The organism is Pseudomonas sp. St386, from assembly GCF_018325865.1.
In the GTDB taxonomy this organism is placed as follows: Bacteria; Pseudomonadota; Gammaproteobacteria; order Pseudomonadales; family Pseudomonadaceae; genus Aquipseudomonas; species Aquipseudomonas brassicacearum.
The window spans coordinates 646299-663667 of the sequence record NZ_AP021900.1; the positions used below are offsets into that span (position 1 = coordinate 646299).

Annotated in this window: 13 protein-coding genes; 8 read left to right on the forward strand and 5 right to left on the reverse strand. The window is 62.3% G+C overall.

The genetic code is table 11. The features are described from left to right. The first annotated feature begins 12 nt into the window (after nucleotides 1-12). The 5 genes from parE to KI235_RS02805 all read left to right on the forward strand — a co-directional run bounded on the left by parE (nucleotide 13) and on the right by KI235_RS02805 (nucleotide 6580). Nucleotides 13-1917: a DNA topoisomerase IV subunit B gene (parE, locus tag KI235_RS02785; RefSeq protein ID WP_003197177.1), complete on the forward strand. Its 1905-nt coding sequence runs from the start codon at nucleotides 13-15 to the stop codon at nucleotides 1915-1917. Continuing rightward, on the forward strand, nucleotides 1917-2903 hold the full coding sequence (locus KI235_RS02790) for an esterase-like activity of phytase family protein (protein WP_003197179.1): 987 nt from the start codon (nucleotides 1917-1919) through the stop codon (nucleotides 2901-2903). The genes parE and KI235_RS02790 overlap by 1 nt, the downstream gene beginning before the upstream one ends. Continuing rightward, nucleotides 2900-3421, forward strand: coding sequence for a TIGR02281 family clan AA aspartic protease (locus KI235_RS02795; protein ID WP_003197180.1), 522 nt, complete (start codon nucleotides 2900-2902; stop codon nucleotides 3419-3421). Before KI235_RS02790 ends, KI235_RS02795 begins: the two co-directional genes overlap by 4 nt. Before the next feature lie 10 nt (nucleotides 3422-3431). Further along, nucleotides 3432-5696: a DNA topoisomerase IV subunit A gene (gene parC / locus KI235_RS02800; RefSeq protein WP_003197182.1), complete on the forward strand. Its 2265-nt coding sequence runs from the start codon at nucleotides 3432-3434 to the stop codon at nucleotides 5694-5696. Nucleotides 5697-5875: 179 nt separating this feature from the next. Beyond that, a complete protein-coding gene (locus KI235_RS02805) occupies nucleotides 5876-6580 on the forward strand; it encodes a PqiC family protein (protein WP_003197185.1) in 705 nt (234 codons plus the stop codon). Nucleotides 6581-6817: 237 nt separating this feature from the next. Here KI235_RS02805 and KI235_RS02810 read toward each other — a convergent pair whose 3' ends face one another. Then, nucleotides 6818-8335, reverse strand: a complete 1518-nt coding sequence (locus KI235_RS02810) for an AhpA/YtjB family protein (RefSeq protein WP_003197187.1) — start codon at nucleotides 8333-8335, stop codon at nucleotides 6818-6820. Nucleotides 8336-8468: 133 nt separating this feature from the next. On the opposite strand from KI235_RS02810, the gene serB reads away from it, so the two are divergent. Beyond that, nucleotides 8469-9683: a phosphoserine phosphatase SerB gene (serB, locus tag KI235_RS02815; RefSeq protein WP_003197189.1), complete on the forward strand. Its 1215-nt coding sequence runs from the start codon at nucleotides 8469-8471 to the stop codon at nucleotides 9681-9683. 161 nt (nucleotides 9684-9844) lie between these two features. Here serB and KI235_RS02820 read toward each other — a convergent pair whose 3' ends face one another. The 4 genes from KI235_RS02820 to KI235_RS02835 all read right to left on the reverse strand — a co-directional run bounded on the left by KI235_RS02820 (nucleotide 9845) and on the right by KI235_RS02835 (nucleotide 15094). After that, the gene (locus tag KI235_RS02820) at nucleotides 9845-11605 is read right to left on the reverse strand and encodes a hypothetical protein (RefSeq protein ID WP_033028051.1); all 1761 of its coding nucleotides are present in this window, start codon (nucleotides 11603-11605) and stop codon (nucleotides 9845-9847) included. A 212-nt stretch (nucleotides 11606-11817) separates the two neighbouring features. Then, nucleotides 11818-12678, reverse strand: coding sequence for an archaetidylserine decarboxylase (gene asd / locus KI235_RS02825; protein WP_003197192.1), 861 nt, complete (start codon nucleotides 12676-12678; stop codon nucleotides 11818-11820). A 19-nt stretch (nucleotides 12679-12697) separates the two neighbouring features. After that, the gene (locus tag KI235_RS02830; RefSeq protein ID WP_212795480.1) at nucleotides 12698-13513 is read right to left on the reverse strand and encodes a rhodanese-like domain-containing protein; all 816 of its coding nucleotides are present in this window, start codon (nucleotides 13511-13513) and stop codon (nucleotides 12698-12700) included. A gap of 42 nt (nucleotides 13514-13555) precedes the next feature. After that, entirely contained in the window at nucleotides 13556-15094 is a 1539-nt protein-coding gene (locus KI235_RS02835; RefSeq protein ID WP_212795481.1) for an HDOD domain-containing protein, read from the reverse strand. A 166-nt stretch (nucleotides 15095-15260) separates the two neighbouring features. Here KI235_RS02835 and motA point away from each other — a divergent pair, with 166 nt between their 5' ends. Further along, nucleotides 15261-16112 carry a flagellar motor stator protein MotA gene (gene motA, locus KI235_RS02840; protein WP_003197198.1) on the forward strand — a complete coding sequence of 284 codons (852 nt, stop codon included), beginning with the start codon at nucleotides 15261-15263 and terminating at the stop codon, nucleotides 16110-16112. 164 nt (nucleotides 16113-16276) lie between these two features. Continuing rightward, on the forward strand, nucleotides 16277-17311 hold the full coding sequence (motB, locus tag KI235_RS02845; RefSeq protein ID WP_027911966.1) for a flagellar motor protein MotB: 1035 nt from the start codon (nucleotides 16277-16279) through the stop codon (nucleotides 17309-17311). Nucleotides 17312-17369: the final 58 nt, after the last annotated feature.

Here is a 17369-nt window from a genome sequence, read left to right on the forward strand (position 1 = left end):
CGACGAGACCCCATGGCCACTCCCAGCGCTAGCTCTTATAACGCAGACGCCATCGAAGTCCTCTCGGGCCTCGACCCGGTGCGCAAGCGCCCCGGCATGTACACCGACACCAGTCGGCCGAACCATCTCGCCCAGGAAGTCATCGACAACAGTGTCGACGAAGCCTTGGCCGGGCACGCTCGTTCGGTGCAGGTCATCCTGCACGCCGATCACTCGCTGGAAGTCAGCGATGATGGCCGCGGCATGCCGGTGGACATTCACCCCGAAGAGGGTGTGTCGGGCGTCGAGCTGATCCTCACCAAGCTCCACGCCGGCGGCAAGTTTTCCAACAAGAACTACCAGTTCTCCGGCGGTCTGCACGGGGTGGGTATTTCCGTGGTCAACGCCTTGTCGACCCAGGTGCGGGTGCGGGTCAAGCGTGACGGCAACGAATACCAGATGACCTTCGCCGACGGCTACAAGGCCACCGAGCTGGAAGTGGTCGGCACCGTCGGCAAACGCAACACCGGGACCAGCGTGTATTTCGCTCCGGACCCGAAGTATTTCGATTCGCCGAAGTTTTCCGTCAGCCGCCTCAAGCATGTGCTCAAGGCCAAGGCCGTGCTGTGCCCGGGGTTGCTGGTCAGTTTCGAGGACAAGGCCACTGGCGAGAAAGTCGAGTGGCATTACGAAGACGGCCTGCGTTCTTACCTGGTGGACGCGGTCAACGATTTCGAGCGCCTGCCCAACGAGCCGTTCTGCGGCAGCCTGGCTGGTAACAAGGAAGCCGTGGACTGGGCGCTGTTATGGCTGCCCGAAGGCGGCGAAAGCGTCCAGGAAAGCTACGTCAACCTGATCCCCACGGCCCAGGGCGGCACCCACGTCAACGGGTTGCGCCAGGGTTTGCTCGATGCCATGCGCGAGTTCTGCGAGTTCCGCAATCTGCTGCCCCGTGGCGTGAAGCTGGCGCCGGAAGACGTCTGGGAGCGCATCGCCTTCGTGCTGTCGATGAAGATGCAGGAACCGCAATTCTCCGGCCAGACCAAGGAGCGCCTGTCGTCCCGCGAAGCGGCGGCGTTTGTCTCCGGGGTGGTCAAGGATGCGTTCAGCCTGTGGCTCAACGCCAACCCGGAAACCGGCCTGGCCCTGGCAGAGTTGGCAATCAATAACGCCGGCCGCCGCCTCAAGGCCAGCAAGAAGGTCGAGCGCAAGCGCATCACCCAGGGCCCGGCATTGCCGGGCAAGCTCGCCGATTGCGCCGGGCAGGACCCGATGCGTTCCGAGCTGTTCCTGGTGGAAGGTGACTCCGCCGGCGGCTCGGCCAAGCAGGCGCGGGACAAGGAGTTCCAGGCGATCCTGCCGCTGCGAGGCAAGATCCTCAACACCTGGGAAGTGGACGGCAGCGAAGTGCTGGCCAGCCAGGAAGTGCATAACATCGCGGTGGCCATCGGTGTCGACCCGGGCGCCGCGGACATGAGCCAGCTGCGCTACGGCAAGATCTGCATCCTCGCCGACGCCGACTCCGACGGCCTGCACATCGCCACGTTGCTCTGCGCTTTGTTCGTCCAGCATTTCCGCCCGCTGGTGGACGCCGGCCACGTTTATGTGGCGATGCCGCCGCTGTACCGCATCGACCTGGGCAAGGAAATCTACTACGCCCTGGACGAGGCCGAGCGCGACGGCATTCTCGATCGCCTGGTGGCCGAGAAGAAACGCGGCAAGCCGCAGGTCACTCGATTCAAAGGCCTGGGCGAGATGAACCCGCCGCAACTGCGTGAAACCACCATGGATCCGAACACCCGCCGTCTGGTGCAGTTGACCCTGGATGATTTCGAAGCGACCTCGGAGATGATGGACATGCTACTGGCGAAGAAACGCGCCGGCGATCGCAAGTCCTGGCTCGAATCCAAAGGGGACCTGGCCGAGGTGCTGGCCTGATGCGCAACGGTTTCGCCCTGGCGTTGTTGCTGTGGGCGGGGGTTGTGGTCGCAGGGCCTGCACCGGAGCTGAAGTTGCTGTCCGAGCATGCCGTCGATGGCATGCGCGGCGGTAATCTGTCCGGGTTGGCGCTGTGTGGCAGCGAAATGTGGACGGTATCCGATCGCGACGATGATCGGATCTATCGCCTCGCGCCCTCCGAGTCTTCGCTCTGGCAGGCCGAGGTGGTTGAAATCGAGGTGCCGGCGGTTCCCGACAGCGGTTTGCCCTGGGGTTTGAAGTCCCGAACCTGGGCAGCGTCGTTCCTGCGCGGTGGCGAGCTGGATTTCGAAGGCATCAGTTGCGACAGCGCTGGCAATCGCTATGTGGTCAGCGAGTCCCAAGCCGCCGTGTTGCAGGTACCGCCTGCGGGGCCGGCGTCGTGGTTGAAAATTGCACCAACAATGATCCGCCAGGCCCGCGCCAGCGGCATGTTGTTGCATTTCAATGCGCTATTCGAAGGTTTGGCGGTCAACCCGGCCGGTGACCAACTGTGGTTGGCGGCCGAGCGTGAGCGTCGCGGGCTTTTGTTGATCAAGCGTCAGCAAACGGTGTGGGACTGCGATGGCAACTGTGTGTTGCTGAGTGAAGCGGGGCTGGAGATGCAGCCGGCGCAGTTCCCCAAGGCCAAGGCGGTTTCGCGGGATTTTGCTGATTTGTCATTGTTCAATGGCAAGCTGTTTACCCTGGAGCGCAACGCCTTTCAGATCTGCCGGCGTGACCCGCAGACCGCCCAAGTGGAGCGGTGCTGGTCGTTCGCCGCCGAGGCGTTGCAGGACGGTCGGCGTTATTCCCAGGATTATGGGCTGGCCGAAGCGCTGGTGGTGGACACCGAGGGCGCCTGGATCGGCCTGGACAACAACGACGGTGCTCGCGCCGACGGCGAAACGCGGCCGATCATCTGGCGCTTCGCCGCGCCGGACGGGGGCTGGGGCGCCTCGCCATGAGTCAGTCGCCGCCGGGCAGGCGTGCTGGCAGGGTGTTGATGATATTGGCCTGGTGCGCGGCGCTGTTCCTGGCAACGCGGTTTTTTGCCCAATGGGAGCAGCGCCAGCAAAACCCCAATGCCCAGGTGTATTCGCAAAGAGGCGAAGGGTTTATCGAGGTGAAGTTGGTCGGCAATAGACAGGGCCATTTCGTCGCCAGCGGCCAGATCAACGGTCAGCCGGTAGATTTCATGCTCGACACGGGCGCCACCGATGTGGCGATTCCGGTGGAGTTGGCCGAGCGCCTCAAGCTGGAAAAGGGTTTCGGCGTGACGTTGAGTACCGCCAACGGTTTGAGCGAGGGCTATCGCACCCGCATCGACCGGTTGCAATTGGGTGACATCGTGTTGCGCGATGTCCGTGCCCTGGTGGCGCCAGGCCTGGGTGGCACGCAAGTGCTGCTGGGCATGAGCGCCCTGAACAAACTTGAATTTACCCAGCGCGACGGCACCATGCTGCTGCGCCAGACAACGAACTGATGAGGCCCGCATGAGCGACATTCTTGCAGACAGCTTAGACGGCGTAGAACGCCGATCGCTGGCTGACTTCACCGAAAATGCCTACCTCAATTACTCCATGTACGTGATCATGGACCGTGCCTTGCCGCACATCGGCGATGGTTTGAAGCCGGTTCAGCGGCGGATCATCTATGCCATGAGTGAACTGGGGCTGGATGCGGATTCCAAGCACAAGAAATCGGCGCGTACCGTCGGTGACGTGCTCGGTAAGTTCCACCCCCACGGCGACTCGGCCTGCTATGAAGCCATGGTGCTGATGGCCCAGCCATTCAGCTATCGCTACACGCTGGTGGACGGGCAGGGTAACTGGGGGGCGCCGGACGATCCCAAGTCTTTCGCGGCCATGCGTTACACCGAGGCGCGGTTGTCGCGCTATTCCGAAGTGCTGCTCAGCGAGCTGGGCCAGGGCACCGCGGACTGGGGGCCGAACTTCGACGGCACCCTCGATGAACCCCTGGTTTTGCCAGCGCGTTTGCCGAATATTCTCCTCAATGGCACCACCGGCATTGCCGTGGGCATGGCCACCGACGTGCCGCCTCACAACCTGCGGGAAGTGGCCACGGCGTGCGTGCGTCTGCTGGACGAGCCCAAAGCCACGGTGGAACAACTCTGCGAGCACATCCAGGGCCCGGACTATCCGACCGAAGCGGAAATCATCACCCCGCGTGCCGACCTGCTGAAAATCTATGAGACCGGCCGTGGTTCGGTGCGCATGCGCGCCGTGTATCACGTTGAAGACGGCGACATCATTGTCACGGCGCTGCCGCACCAGGTTTCCGGGGCCAAGGTCTTGGAGCAAATTGCCGCGATGATGCAGGCAAAACCGTCGAAAGCACCGCAAGTGGCTGACTTGCGCGACGAATCCGACCACGAAAACCCGTGCCGCATCGTGATCATCCCGGTCAACAGCCGAGTCGACCACGACGCGCTGATGCAGCACCTGTTCGCCAGCACCGACCTGGAGTCCAGCTACCGGGTCAACATCAACATCATCGGCCTGGACGGCAAGCCGCAGTTGAAAAACCTGCGGGCATTGCTGGTGGAGTGGCTGGAGTTCCGGGTCAAGACCGTGCGTCGGCGCCTGCAATTCCGCCTGGACAAGGTCGAGCGTCGCCTGCACCTGTTGGACGGTTTGCTGATCGCCTACCTCAACCTGGATGAAGTGATCCACATCATCCGTACCGAGGAGCACCCCAAGGCCAGCCTGATCGCCCGTTTTGCCCTGAGTGAAATCCAGGCCGACTACATCCTCGACACCCGCCTGCGGCAGTTGGCGCGGTTGGAAGAGATGAAGCTGCGTGCCGAACAGGATGAACTCCTCAAGGAACAGGCCAAGCTGCAAGCCTTGCTGGGCAGCGAAGCCAAGCTCAAGAAACTGGTGCGCACCGAACTGCTCAAGGACGCCGAAACCTACGGCGACGACCGTCGCTCGCCAATCGTCGAGCGTGCCGAAGCCAAGGCGCTGAGCGAGCACGATCTGCTGCCGAACGAGAAAGTGACCGTCGTACTGTCAGAAAAAGGTTGGGTGCGTTCCGCCAAAGGTCATGATATTGACGCGACGGGGCTTTCCTACAAGGCCGGGGACGGCTTCAAGGCCTTGGCGGCCGGGCGTTCCAACCAGTTTGCGGTGTTCGTTGACTCCACCGGGCGCAGCTATTCGGTGCCGGCCCACACCCTGCCGTCGGCTCGTGGCCAGGGCGAACCGCTGACCGGTCGTTTGACGCCGCCGCCGGGTGCAACTTTTGAATGCGTGCTGATGCCTGATGATGATGGACTGTACGTAATTGCATCGGACGCGGGCTACGGGTTCGTGGTCAAGGGCGAGGATCTGCAAGCCAAGAACAAGGCGGGCAAGGCGTTGTTGAGCCTGCCGAACAACGCCAAGGTGATTGCGCCGCGGCCGGTGGCCGATCGGGAGAGCAACTGGCTGGCTTCGGTCACCACCGAAGGCCGGTTGCTGGTGTTCAAGATCAGCGATCTGCCACAGCTGGGTAAAGGCAAGGGCAACAAGATTATTGGGATTTCCGGCGAACGGGTTGCCAGTCGTGAGGAATATGTCACGGATATTGCAGTGTTGCCGGAAGGCGCCACGCTTGTGCTACAGGCAGGCAAGCGCACGCTTTCGTTAAAGGCGGACGATCTTGAGCATTACAAGGGTGAACGTGGTCGGCGGGGCAACAAGCTCCCAAGGGGGTTTCAGCGAGTCGATGCGCTGCTCGTCGAAAACCTCAATTAGGCGTACTAGAGGGCTCGGTCTGCGATTAAATGCCGCAGATCGATACTTTCGCGCTGGAGTCGGCGCGCATATTCACGGATGATAGGCCCTTTCAAGCGCCGGCGTGGCCGAGCGTTCTTCATAATGACCGAGTATTTTTTCACTGTGGTAAGCCTTGTGGCTGCCACCTGGACGGAACGATGACTGCTCTGCGCCTCCCTATTTTGTGGCTCGCCGGCCTGCTTGGCCTGGCGGGCTGCAGCATGAACCAGCCGGTGTCGCTGTACCAACTGGACAGCGGAACCCCGGCCCAGCCTGCGCAAAGCACAGGCATGGCTGTATTGCTGGGGCCGGTCCTGATCGCCGACTACCTGCAACGCGAAACCTTATTGCAACGCCAACCGGACGGCAGCCTGCAGGCCGCCACTGACGGTCGTTGGGCTGGCAGCCTGTCTTCCGACATCGATCAGTTGCTGCTGCGCCAGGTCGCCGGGCATCTGGACAGCCAGCGTGTAGTGCTGGCACCCGCGACCCAAGGCTTCACCCCGGATGTACAGGTGCTGCTGTCGATTACCCGCCTGGACTCGGGTAAAGCCCAGCCGGCAGTGCTCGATGCCCAATGGCGGTTGATCGACCGTCGTGGCAAGGTGCGTGAGAACCGCATCGTTCATCTGCAAGAGCAACATGCCGGCACCACGGCGGCACAGGTCCAGGCCCAGGGCGTGCTCCTGCAACGCCTGGCCGAACAGCTGTCCGTGTCGCTCAAGCCCCTGGCCAACCAGCCACCTGTCGCAGAAGTCCCACGCAAGGCCGCTCCCGCCCCGGCCAAGCCGGTAGAAAAGGATAAGGACAAGATCCCCATGGCCTTGCCGATTCGTACGGACATGGAAGTGTTCAGGTTCTGACGCCAGGACTGGATGCAAAACAAAGCCCGCGTTGAAGCGGGCTTTGTTGTTTCTGCCGGTTGGGTTTTCCGGTGCCTGTACCGGCCTCATCGCGAGCAAGCTCGCTCCCACAGGAGGATCCTGCAGCCACATATCCAATGTGGGAGCGAGCTTGCTCGCGATGGCGGCGCTAAAGGCAACAAAAAAGCCCGCAGACAATCACTCATCTGCGGGCTTCGTCATTTCAAGTCCTGAGGCTCAGGCCTGGCGCTCATGCATCCGCGCCAACTGCCGCTCCAGCATTGATGGATAAGGTTCCATCAAGCGTTCCACGCAGCACGCGCCTTCGGGGCTGGCGATGGGGCGGATGCGAGCGCGTTGGCGGATCAGGGCGTCGTCGTTGATCTTGCGCTCCACCAGCAGCAGGTTGCGGCTGTGTTGCGACAGTGCCAGGGCGTCCTGGGCGGTTTCGGTCAGCAGCAGGTCGATCTGGCTCAGGCCAAACAAGCCATCGCCCAGGGTCAGGCCCAATTGTAGTTGCAGGGTGATGCCGCTGTCGGCGACTTCGATCTGCAACTGGTGGCCCAAGGCGCGCAGCAACTCACCGCAGCAAATGGCGTTGGTCAGGTAGTCGTCACCGCTGTCTTCGGTGTGAAACAGCATTAGCGTGCTGCCATCGTTCAGGGTGTGCAGTTCGCCCTGATAGAGCGATGCGGCCTGGTCGAGGCAGTCGCGGTAGCGCTCGAGCAATTCCTTCAGGCGCGCCTGGGGCAGGCGGCGCAGTTGGTCCTGGGCGCCCAGTTGCACGGCCAGTACGGCACTGTGCTGGGGCAGGTTCGAGGCGACTGGCCTGGCGACCGGTTGAGGTGTTCCATCGACTGACTCGTCCCGCAGGTCGGCAAACGCGTCGTCGTCTTCATCGTCTTCAACCGTGCGTACCACGTGGCGTGGAGCCGGTTTGGAAGCAGGCATTGGCTGGCTTTCATCGAAGCCCGGGTCGCGCAGGTTACGCACTTCGAAGCCCGGCTCGGCATCGTCGTCGTCCACGTAGTCGATGTCTTCAGGTTCCGGCACGGGCTCAGGCTCCGGCGCGAAGCTGGCGTGCAGTTGCCGGGCCAGATCGCCGATTTCGTCCTGGCGCTGGGTGGCTGGCGTGTGTTCGTCGATGTCCCGCAGCCAGACGCGCAATTGCAACAGCGGCGTGGAGATGTGCCGCCCCAGGCGCAGGCTCAAGGCCAGTGCCAGTGCCAGCAGGATCGCGCTGAGGATACCCATGCTTTGCAGGCTGATGGTCATCGGTTGCTGGAACTGGTCCATGTCCAGGCTGATGCGCAGCTGCCCGGCGGTCACGTCCTGGAAGGTGATCTTGCTCTGGTACATGCCGCCGGACTCGCCCAGCAGGCCTGGCTTGGGACGCTGGCCGGCCTCGGCGAGGATGCGGTTGTCCACGCTGTAGATGGCGGCGTGGGCCACCAGTTTGTTCTTGGTCAGGTTGTTGAGCAGCACGTTGAGGCTGAGGATGTCGTTGGACACCAGCAGCTCGGTGGCGGACGTGGCGGTCTGGGTGGTCAGGCTTTCACCCAGGGCGTCGGCCTGCTCGTGCATCGCCTGCTTGAACTGCAAGCCCATCACGCAGGCGTAGATGACCAGGGCCAGGGCGACCAGGATCACGTTATGGCTGGCAATGCGCAATGCTATCGGCACACGACGGTGACGCAGTGCACGGAAGATCAGCAGGAAGAAGTTGTCGGTTTTGACTGGCGTGGGCCGGTTCACTGAGCTCGGCTCTTTGTCCGTGAAATTGACGCGCAGTATAGCGACAGCCCCATGACCGGCAAAGCACTGGCGGTGCCCGATGGTCACTGAATGTGGGTAGAATGCGGTTTTTTTCCACCTGCGGGGGTGCGCCTTGCGCGAAATCGTCCTGATAAACATCACTGGCAGCGACCGTCCGGGTCTGACTGCGGCCATTACCGGCGTTCTGGCCCAGGGTGGTGTGAACATTCTCGACATCGGTCAGGCGGTGATCCACGACACGTTGTCGTTCGGCATCCTGGTTGAAATCCCGGACGCCGAACAAGGCAAGTCGGTGCTCAAGGACATCCTGTTCACCGCCTACAAGCTCGACCAACAGGTGCGCTTCACCCCGGTGTCCGAGGACGATTACCGACATTGGGTGGCCGGCCAGGGCAAGAAGCGCCACATCGTTACCCTGTTGACCCGCAAGGTTACCGCCGAGCAGTTGCAGCGTGTCAGTTCGATCACCGCCAAATATGACCTGAACATCGACCATATCGACCGATTGTCCGGGCGCATGCCGCTGGACACCCCGGACGACAAGGGCAAGGGTTGCATCGAGTTTTCGGTGCGCGGCGAGCCGGCGGATCCCCAGGCGTTGCGTGCCGAGTTCCTCAGCGTGGCCCAGGAACTGAACGTCGACATCGCCTTCCAGGAAGATTCGCTGTTCCGCCGTAACCGCCGCCTGGCGGTGTTCGACATGGACTCGACGCTGATCGAAGCCGAAGTCATCGACGAACTGGCCAAGGCGGCCGGCGTGGGCGACAAGGTCTCGGCCATCACCGAGCGAGCCATGGCTGGCGAGTTGGATTTCCGGGCCAGCTTCAAGGAGCGCCTGGCGCTGCTCAAGGGGCTGGACGTCAGCGTGCTGGATTCCATTGGTGCTTCGCTGCGCCTGACCGAAGGCGCCGAGACGCTGTTCGCCGAACTCAAGCGCCTGGGCTACAAGACCGCCATCCTGTCCGGCGGCTTCACCTACTTCGCCAAGCAGCTGCAGGCCAAGCTCGGCATCGACTACGTGTTCGCCAACGAACTGGAAGTGGTGGATGGCAAGGTGACCGGCGTGGCCGTCGAGCCGATCGTCGATGCCCAGCGCAAGGCGGACCTGCTGCGTGAACTGGCTGAAAAAGAAGGCCTGCGCCTGGAACAGACCATCGCCGTGGGCGACGGTGCCAACGACTTGCCGATGCTGGCGATAGCGGGCCTGGGCGTGGCGTTCCGCGCCAAGCCGCTGGTCAAGCAGTCGGCCAGACAGGCGATTTCCACCCTGGGGCTGGATGGGGTGTTGTACCTGTTGGGCTTCAGGGATCGTGACGGGCAGCTCTGAGTCTGTCGCAATCTTTGTGGCGAGGAGATCTAGCTGTGGGAGCAAGGCTTGCCCGCGATAAACGATAACGCGGTCTATAAAAGAACCGCGGTGCCAGCATCGCGAGCAAGCTTTGCTCCCACAGAGAATTCTCTCTTCACAAAGGGTTACGCGTTGGCTGCCTACAGCGACTTCCACAACGAATCAAAATTCCCTTCTTGCTCGCCGCCATCCCCGTTGGCGGTTGAGTCTTCCGGGTGATAAGCAAACTGATTGAAACTGTGGGTGCTGGTGACCCGGCGGTCCAGGCCGGCGCGGCGTTCCTGGCCGTTGGTGTTGATCAACACCCGCTGGCCCTCCTGGAACGGCAGGCGCGGGGCGATCATGGTGGGGGGGAGATCAATGGCGCTGATCTCGGGGAGTAACAGCCCGCGCAGGTAGTGACCGTGCTCATTTTCTTCGCGGACCAGTTGCAGCCCACAAGGCTGGGCATGCGGTGCGACCAGCTCGATGCCCATTTGCATGGCGCCGTTGCGCACTTGTCGGATCCAGCGCACCACGGCAACGCTCCAGGCTTGGTCGCTGGTGTCCCGGATGCCGATCATTTCCCCGGCTTGCAGTTGTTCCGGCACTTCCTTGGGCCAGCCGAGGCAGTAGCCGCCGGGGCTGTGGTTGATGATTGGCAAGTCGTAGGTGGGGAAGTGATGCTGGTTGTCGGAGCTGGTGCCATCGTCATCGGCCGGGTTGACCGGGTACTCGATTTCTTCATAGGGCAGCAGGTCGCTGTCGCCGGCGGGGGCGGCGTCGAACGCTTGCTTCCAAGTGTCGCTTGTCTTGCTTGGCGAGGCTTCGAAGCGGGCCTTGCGGGTGCCGGGGCTTTTCAGTATCTCGGTGAAAGAGCGCTCGCCGCCGAGGTAGTAGTGCAGCGCGCTCATGCCCACGCACAGGGTCAGCGTGCCGTTGCCCTCGGTGCGCTGGAAGCTGCGTTCGGCCGCTTCGCCCCAGGCGGCTTGCAGGTGATGCAAGGTGTCGACGCTCATGCCGCCCGGTATTGGCAGGCTATGCTCGGCAGGTTGTTCCAGGTGCGTGGCGATTGCGCGCACCAGGGGTTGTGGATCGAAGCCCTGCAAGGTTGGCTGCTGTTCGGCGCGGAACTTGGAGCGGTAGCGTGGCCCGACATCCAGCTCCGGAGCGACCGCGAACAGGCTGGCAGCGCTGGAGGTGGGATCGAGCTTGACCCACTGGCTCCAGGATTCGAGCGCCTGGGTCAGCCACCCGATTTGGCTCTGGCGCAGTTGATTGCTGCGTGACGCTCCCAGCAACAAGGCAACGACATAGGTCTGTTCGGGGTTCAATTGATGAACCTGGCTCGCCAGTTCGTCACTCACGCTCAGGTGCTGCAACCGGTGCAGGCAGGCGATCCGATACAACTGATGTAAATCGAGCCACAGCCCTTCAGGCACTGGGCTGTACAACTGACTGGCGCGCAGCAGCGGGCCATTGAGGGCATGCATCGCCCGTTGCAGCGCGGTGCTCAGCAGGCGGGCCCGGTCCTTGGTGTATTTCGATGCCATACGCGCCACGATCTGTTTGTAGCCCATCGCCAGCTGGGTTTGCAGCGCCTGGCACAGGTTGACGATCTTGCGCGAGCGTTCATCCAGCACGATGGCCTGTTGCAGGAAGTGCCGCTCCAGGTGCTTGCAGACGTAATACACCTCGGGCCGCAGCAGCTCGAGCAGTTGCAGGCGATTGTCGCTGGGCGTGAGCAGTTGGTTGAGTTCGCCAAGGGCTTGGTACAAAAGGCGAGCTGTTTCGCCGATGTTGGCCTTGGGCAGGTTGGCGATCCAGCGCTTGAGGTCCCGTGGCGTGGCGTCGCAGAACGACAAGCGTGCTTGCGTCGGGGTCATGACGCGCAATAGCTGGAGAGGGCTGGTCTCATTCATGCCGTGTACGGGCTCCGGCGGGAAATAAACGTGATGTTTCCAACTCTAGCAGCTGACAGGCCGGCGTGTTGGCCTGAGTGTGCTGTGTGAGCAAAGCTTGCTCGCGATGCAGGCGCCGCAGTTTCTTTTGGACCGCGTCATCGTTCATCGCGGGCAAGCCTTGCTCCCACAGGTCTTGCTCCCACAACCCTGCTTCAAAGGACGGGCGTGAATCAGGCCTTTGGCAGTGCCAGGCCCTGGCCCATCTGCACTGGCGAACCGGCCACCAGGCCTTCGGCCCATTTCACCTGGTCCGGACCGAACAGCACGATGGCTGTCGAACCCAGCTTGAAGCGACCCAGTTCGGCGCCTTTTTCCAGATGAATCGGCGCGCGGGCGGCTTCGTCATAACGGAAGGTTTTCAGCTGGCGCTTGGGAGGTGTCACCAGTCCGGCCCAGACGGTTTCGATGGACGCTACGATCATCGCGCCCACCAGTACAACGGCCATCGGCCCGCGTTCGGTGTCGAAAATGCACGCCACGCGCTCGTTGCGGGCGAACAGCTCCGGAACGTTTTCGGCGGTGGTCTGGTTGACCGAGAAAATCCGTCCAGGGATGTAGACCATCTCCCGCAGGGTGCCGGCCAGTGGCATGTGCACGCGGTGATAGTCCTTGGGGGAGAGGTAGATGGTGGCGAAATCGCCGCCCATGAACGGCGCCGCGTTGGCCGCATCACCGCCCAGCAGCTCCAGCACGCTGAAGCTGTGGCCCTTGGCCTGGAACACCCGGCCATGCTCGATCGGGCCGAGCTGGCTGACGGCACCGTCGGCGGGGCTGAGGATCGCGCCCGGGGTATCGTCCAGCGGGCGTGCGCCGTCTTTCAGGGCGCGGGTGAAGAAGGCGTTGAAGTGCTCGTAGGCAGTCAGGTCTTCCACCAGTGCTTGGGACATGTCCACTTGGTAGCGCTTGGCAAACCATGCGGTGAAGGCGTTCTTGAACCAGCGCACGCGGCATTCGGCAATGCAGCCGGCCAACCGCGACAGCAGGTGGTGGGGCAGCAGGTATTGAGTGAGGATGAACAAACGGTTTTTCATTAACTGTCCTTAAGAACCTTCAAAGCTCGATGGGTGTGTCGGGGTGGTTGCCCCATTCACCCCAGGAACCGGCATAGCCTTTGACTCGTGGATAACCGAGCGCCTTGGCCACCAGGTAGGTGAAGCCGGAGCGGTGGTGAGTCTGGCAGTGGGTGATGATTTCTTTGTCAGGCGTGATGCCCAATTGTTCGAGGATTTGCGGCATGTCCTTGCGGATGCGCAGGTTGCGCGCTTGGTCCATGCCGGCAGTCCATTCGAAATTGACCGCGCCGGGAATGTGTCCGCCTCGGGCTGCGACGACTTTCTCTCCGGAATATTCCAGCGGGCCGCGAGCGTCCCAGATCGCCAGGTCGGCAGCACCGAGGCGGCTTTGCAGGTACTCGCGGGTGGCGGTGGGGGCTTCGTGCAGCGTCAGGCTGACCGGGCCTGCGACGGGCGCAGGCACTTCGACGGACACCGGCAGGCCTTCGTCCAGCCACGACAGCAAGCCGCCGTCGAGGTAGTGGTAGTTTGAATGGCCGATCACGTCCAGCAGCCAGATAAACCGCCCGGCCCAGCCGCCGCCTTCATCGTCATAGACCACGTAGACCGCATCGGGGTTGTGTCCGAGCTCGCCGAACAGGGCTTCGAGGTCGGCTTTGGCCGGCAGCAGGCCCGGCGCCGGCGGTTGACCGAGCTGGGTACGCTTGGGGTCGACGAAGCGTGCGCCAGGGATATGGCCGGTGCTGTAGCGGGCGGCGCTGGTCAGGTCCACCAGAATCAGTTCGCGGGCGTCGAGGCGCGGCAGCAGCTCGCTCGGCTCGATCACCAGCGGCAAGCCAGAGAAGTCAGGCATGTGAGGTCTCCAGGGGCGCAAAGGGAAAAGATTGTAGCAAGTTCAGCGGCCGCGGTTGGTAAAGGTATGCAGGGCTCGTTCGATGCATTGCACGGTTTTGCCGAAGGCTTGCACGGTCACGTCCGAGAACGGTCCGCCGCCCTGGTCCACCACCACCAGCATGATCACCCGGCCATTGCAGGTCAGCGAGCGCAGCAGCAGGTGCTCCCCGCGAAACAGGCTGCGCAGGCCCGGTGGCAGCAGCGCCGAAAACTGCGCGTTGTTGTCCGGGTTCAGGCGAACCTGGGCCTGCTGGGCCAGCAACCGCTGCACTATTTTGCTCTGGCTGATGGTAAAGCTCATGGCCGCGGCTTCTTTGGGCAGGCCGGCGGTCTGGTGTACGCGCACGCTGGTCTGGTTGCGGTCGGCCATCAGGATCATCACCCGGCGCATGCCGCAAGCCATCAACACGTCCCGTGCCGAGGTGGTCAGGTGCATGGCATTGCTGAAGGGGCTCGGTTCCACCAGCAGTGCGGAACATTGCTTGCGCCACTGGCTCAGGTCCTCGGCGCTGGGTGGGGGAGCAGGTAGCAAGCCGGGGTGGATGCGACGGCTGCCCCAGGGCCAGAGCAACGCCACGGCCGGATGCCAGAGGTCTGGCATGGCGTCATGACGGGCGCTGGTGACGGCTTGTTGGTGCAGCTGTTGCTGAACCTCATCCACCGGCATCTGCAGGTACAAACTGGTGAGGTATTGCCAGCGGGCACTGTGGGGGCCGTCCCAGGCCTGTTGCGCTGAGAGTGCCAGGCCGTTGGCCAGCAACACGGTGTTGGCCGGTTGATTGAGCCAGCGCCGCAGGGTTGGGTCGTCGTCCAGGCGATTCTGCTGGCGCAGCGGGTGCTCGCTGTCCCGGGCGATGCGCAGAACCTGCACCAGCTCGCGGCGTTCATTGAGCAGCAGGCGATAACCTTGCGTCACCCAGATCGGCAGGCGCCAGGTCTCTGCCAGCGCCAGGCAGATTTTCATCAGGCTGACGCCGAACAATTCGCGCTCTACCTTGCGCGCGGGCTCGCCTTTGTGGACGACCCGCAATTCCCACTCCCCCAGCAACCGCGGGTGAGTCAGGGCCAGTGGCCAGAGCGGCGAGAGAAACAACAGACTGCCCCAGTGAATGTCCTGCCACAGTCGCGCCAGGCGGCTGGCAAAAAAGCCATTGGCCTGTTGCGTGGCGTGTTGGCTGATCAATTGCAGCTGGCGCAAGGCGATGGGGATTTCGTGCCCTGGCAACGACGGCAGACGAGCGAGCAGTTCCTCGGTACGTTTGAGACCGAGGCGGTTGATGGCCACTTCGAGATTTTCCGCAGGTTCCGCAAGGCTGCCATGGGTGTGATGGTTGGCCTCGCGGATAACGCTCAGGGCCAGCGCGGGGCTGTCCTGCATCAGTTCGGCGATGTCACGCAACGAGCGGCGGCTGTCGGCAATGGCCTTGCAGACCAGGTCATGGCTGGCCTGGGGCACCGGCAGGTGCACGCCATCGAGCAGCTTCACCCAGCCTTCGAGGGTGGTCGGTCGTGGCGTTGGAACCTTCGTTTCGTTAGTCATGGCTGGACGTGATCATCGTATGAATTCTCTACGCCCGGAACGGGGCAAATTGGCTTTTCGCCAGAACAGCCTATAGTCTGGCGCAGTTTTGCCGATAAGTAGAAGAAGAGATTTTTCAGCTTCCGAATATGACCTTGAACCCGACTTAAATAAGTACTTTCTATCTATGGCTAAAATTATCGGCATCATCGTCGTGTTCGCGAGCGTGCTCGGCGGATACGTGCTTTCCCATGGCAAGATTGCCGCCCTGATCCAACCTTTCGAGGTGATGATCATCGGTGGCGCGGCCCTCGGTGCGTTCCTGCAGGCCAACCCCGGCTACATGACGATGCACGTGCTCAAGAAATCCCTGGGCATGTTCAGTTCGCGTTTCAGCCACACCTTCTACCTCGAAGTGCTGGGCCTGATCTACGAGATCCTCAACAAAAGCCGCCGTGAAGGCATGATGGCGATCGAAGGCGATATCGAAGACGCTGCCGCCAGCCCGATTTTCGCCAAGTACCCTGCGGTACTCAAGGACGCTCGCATGACGGCGTTCATCTGTGATTACCTGCGCATCATGTCGTCCGGTAACATGGCGCCCCATGAACTCGAAGGCCTCTTCGACATGGAGTTGTACAGCCTCAAGGAAGACCTGGAGCATCCATCCCACGCGGTCACCGGTATCGCCGACGCCATGCCTGGCTTCGGTATCGTCGCGGCGGTATTGGGTATCGTGGTGACCATGGCGTCCCTGGGCGACGGCGACCAGAAGTCCATCGGCTTGCACGTTGGTGCGGCACTGGTGGGTACCTTCTTCGGTATTTTGGCCGCATACGGTTTCTTCGGCCCGCTGGCCCACTCCCTGGCCCACGACGCCAAGGAAGAACTCAACGTCTACGAAGCCATCAAGGCTTCCCTGGTGGCCTCGGCCTCCGGCATGCCGCCATCGCTGGCGGTGGAGTTCGGTCGCAAGGTCCTGTACCCGGCGCACCGTCCAAGCTTCGCCGAGCTGGAACAAGCGGTTCGCGGTCGTTAGTGCTTTGCTTTGCAAATACGTTCCTTTTTTGGCGAGTGGCTGTTGCTGCCAGACAAGGCGCCGCGACGAGTCATAGCCCGCTATGGCGAGGAGCGGCAACGCCGTATGGCAGCAACAGGCACCGTCAAAATGGAACAGTATTTGTGAAGCAGAGCACCTAGGTCATGGAAAATAACCAGCCGATTATAATCAAGCGCGTCAAGCGCATCGCCGCGGGGCATCACGGGGGCGCCTGGAAAATCGCCTTCGCCGACTTCGCGACGGCGATGATGGCGTTCTTCCTGGTGCTGTGGCTGCTGTCCACGGCAACCCCGGAACAGAAGATCGCCATCGCCGGTTACTTCAAGGACCCGGTCGGTTTTACTGAAAGCGGCACGCCGTACATCATCGACCTGGGCGGATCACCGACCCTGGCACCGGATACGACCCTCAACCCCGAAGTCAAATCCCAGCCCCAGCCCGACAAGGTGACGACGGACACCGAGCAGGTCGAAGGCATGGCCGAGCAGATCGAGCGCGAACGCCTGGAATTGTTGCTGCAGGAATTGCAGAACAAGGTCGAAGAGAACCCGCAACTGCAGAAATTCAAGGACCAGATCCTGTTCGAGATCACGCCGAACGGCTTGCGCATCCAGATCATGGACGCCGAGAACCGGCCGATGTTCGACTCGGGTAGTGCGCGCCTGAAACCTTATTTTGAAGACATCCTGCTGGCCATGGCCGACACCATCAAGGCGGTGCCGAACAAGATCAGCATCAGCGGTCATACCGATGCCAAGCCCTACGTCGGCAAAGGTGATTTCGGCAACTGGGAGCTGTCCGCCAACCGTGCCAACGCGGCACGTCGCGCCCTGGTGGCTGGCAGTTATCCGGACGAGCAGGTGGCGCGGGTGGTGGGTTACGCATCCTCGGCGTTGTTCGACCGCAAGGACCCGTTCAACCCGGTCAACCGGCGTATCGATATCGTGGTGTTGACCAAGAAGGCCCAGCAAGCCATCGAAGGTTCGCAAACCGACGACCCTGCACCGGATCCGGCCCAGGGCCAGGGCGCGCCGGGTGAAGTGCCGGCCACGCCTGGGGCTGCGGTTGATCCGAACGCCTTGCCAGCGGATCAGCAACCCGTGCCGGCCCATGAGCTGCGCGAACGCCTGAACCTGTTCGACGCGGCGCCCAAGCCGGCCGAGCCGCCGGCACAGTGATCTGACTGGCGATAGCAAACCTGTGGCGAGGGGATTTATCCCCGCTGGGTTGCGCAGC

Excerpts from the sequence above, each read along its gene's own strand:
- parE (WP_003197177.1), top strand. The coding sequence starts at position 13 with ATGGCCACTCCCAGCGCTAGCTCTTATAACGCAGACGCCATCGAAGTC.
- KI235_RS02790 (WP_003197179.1), top strand. The coding sequence starts at position 1,917 with ATGCGCAACGGTTTCGCCCTGGCGTTGTTGCTGTGGGCGGGGGTTGTG.
- KI235_RS02795 (WP_003197180.1), top strand. The coding sequence starts at position 2,900 with ATGAGTCAGTCGCCGCCGGGCAGGCGTGCTGGCAGGGTGTTGATGATA.
- parC (WP_003197182.1), top strand. The coding sequence starts at position 3,432 with ATGAGCGACATTCTTGCAGACAGCTTAGACGGCGTAGAACGCCGATCG.
- KI235_RS02805 (WP_003197185.1), top strand. The coding sequence starts at position 5,876 with ATGACTGCTCTGCGCCTCCCTATTTTGTGGCTCGCCGGCCTGCTTGGC.
- KI235_RS02820 (WP_033028051.1), bottom strand. The coding sequence starts at position 11,605 with ATGAATGAGACCAGCCCTCTCCAGCTATTGCGCGTCATGACCCCGACG.
- asd (WP_003197192.1), bottom strand. The coding sequence starts at position 12,678 with ATGAAAAACCGTTTGTTCATCCTCACTCAATACCTGCTGCCCCACCAC.
- KI235_RS02830 (WP_212795480.1), bottom strand. The coding sequence starts at position 13,513 with ATGCCTGACTTCTCTGGCTTGCCGCTGGTGATCGAGCCGAGCGAGCTG.
- KI235_RS02835 (WP_212795481.1), bottom strand. The coding sequence starts at position 15,094 with ATGACTAACGAAACGAAGGTTCCAACGCCACGACCGACCACCCTCGAA.
- motA (WP_003197198.1), top strand. The coding sequence starts at position 15,261 with ATGGCTAAAATTATCGGCATCATCGTCGTGTTCGCGAGCGTGCTCGGC.
- motB (WP_027911966.1), top strand. The coding sequence starts at position 16,277 with ATGGAAAATAACCAGCCGATTATAATCAAGCGCGTCAAGCGCATCGCC.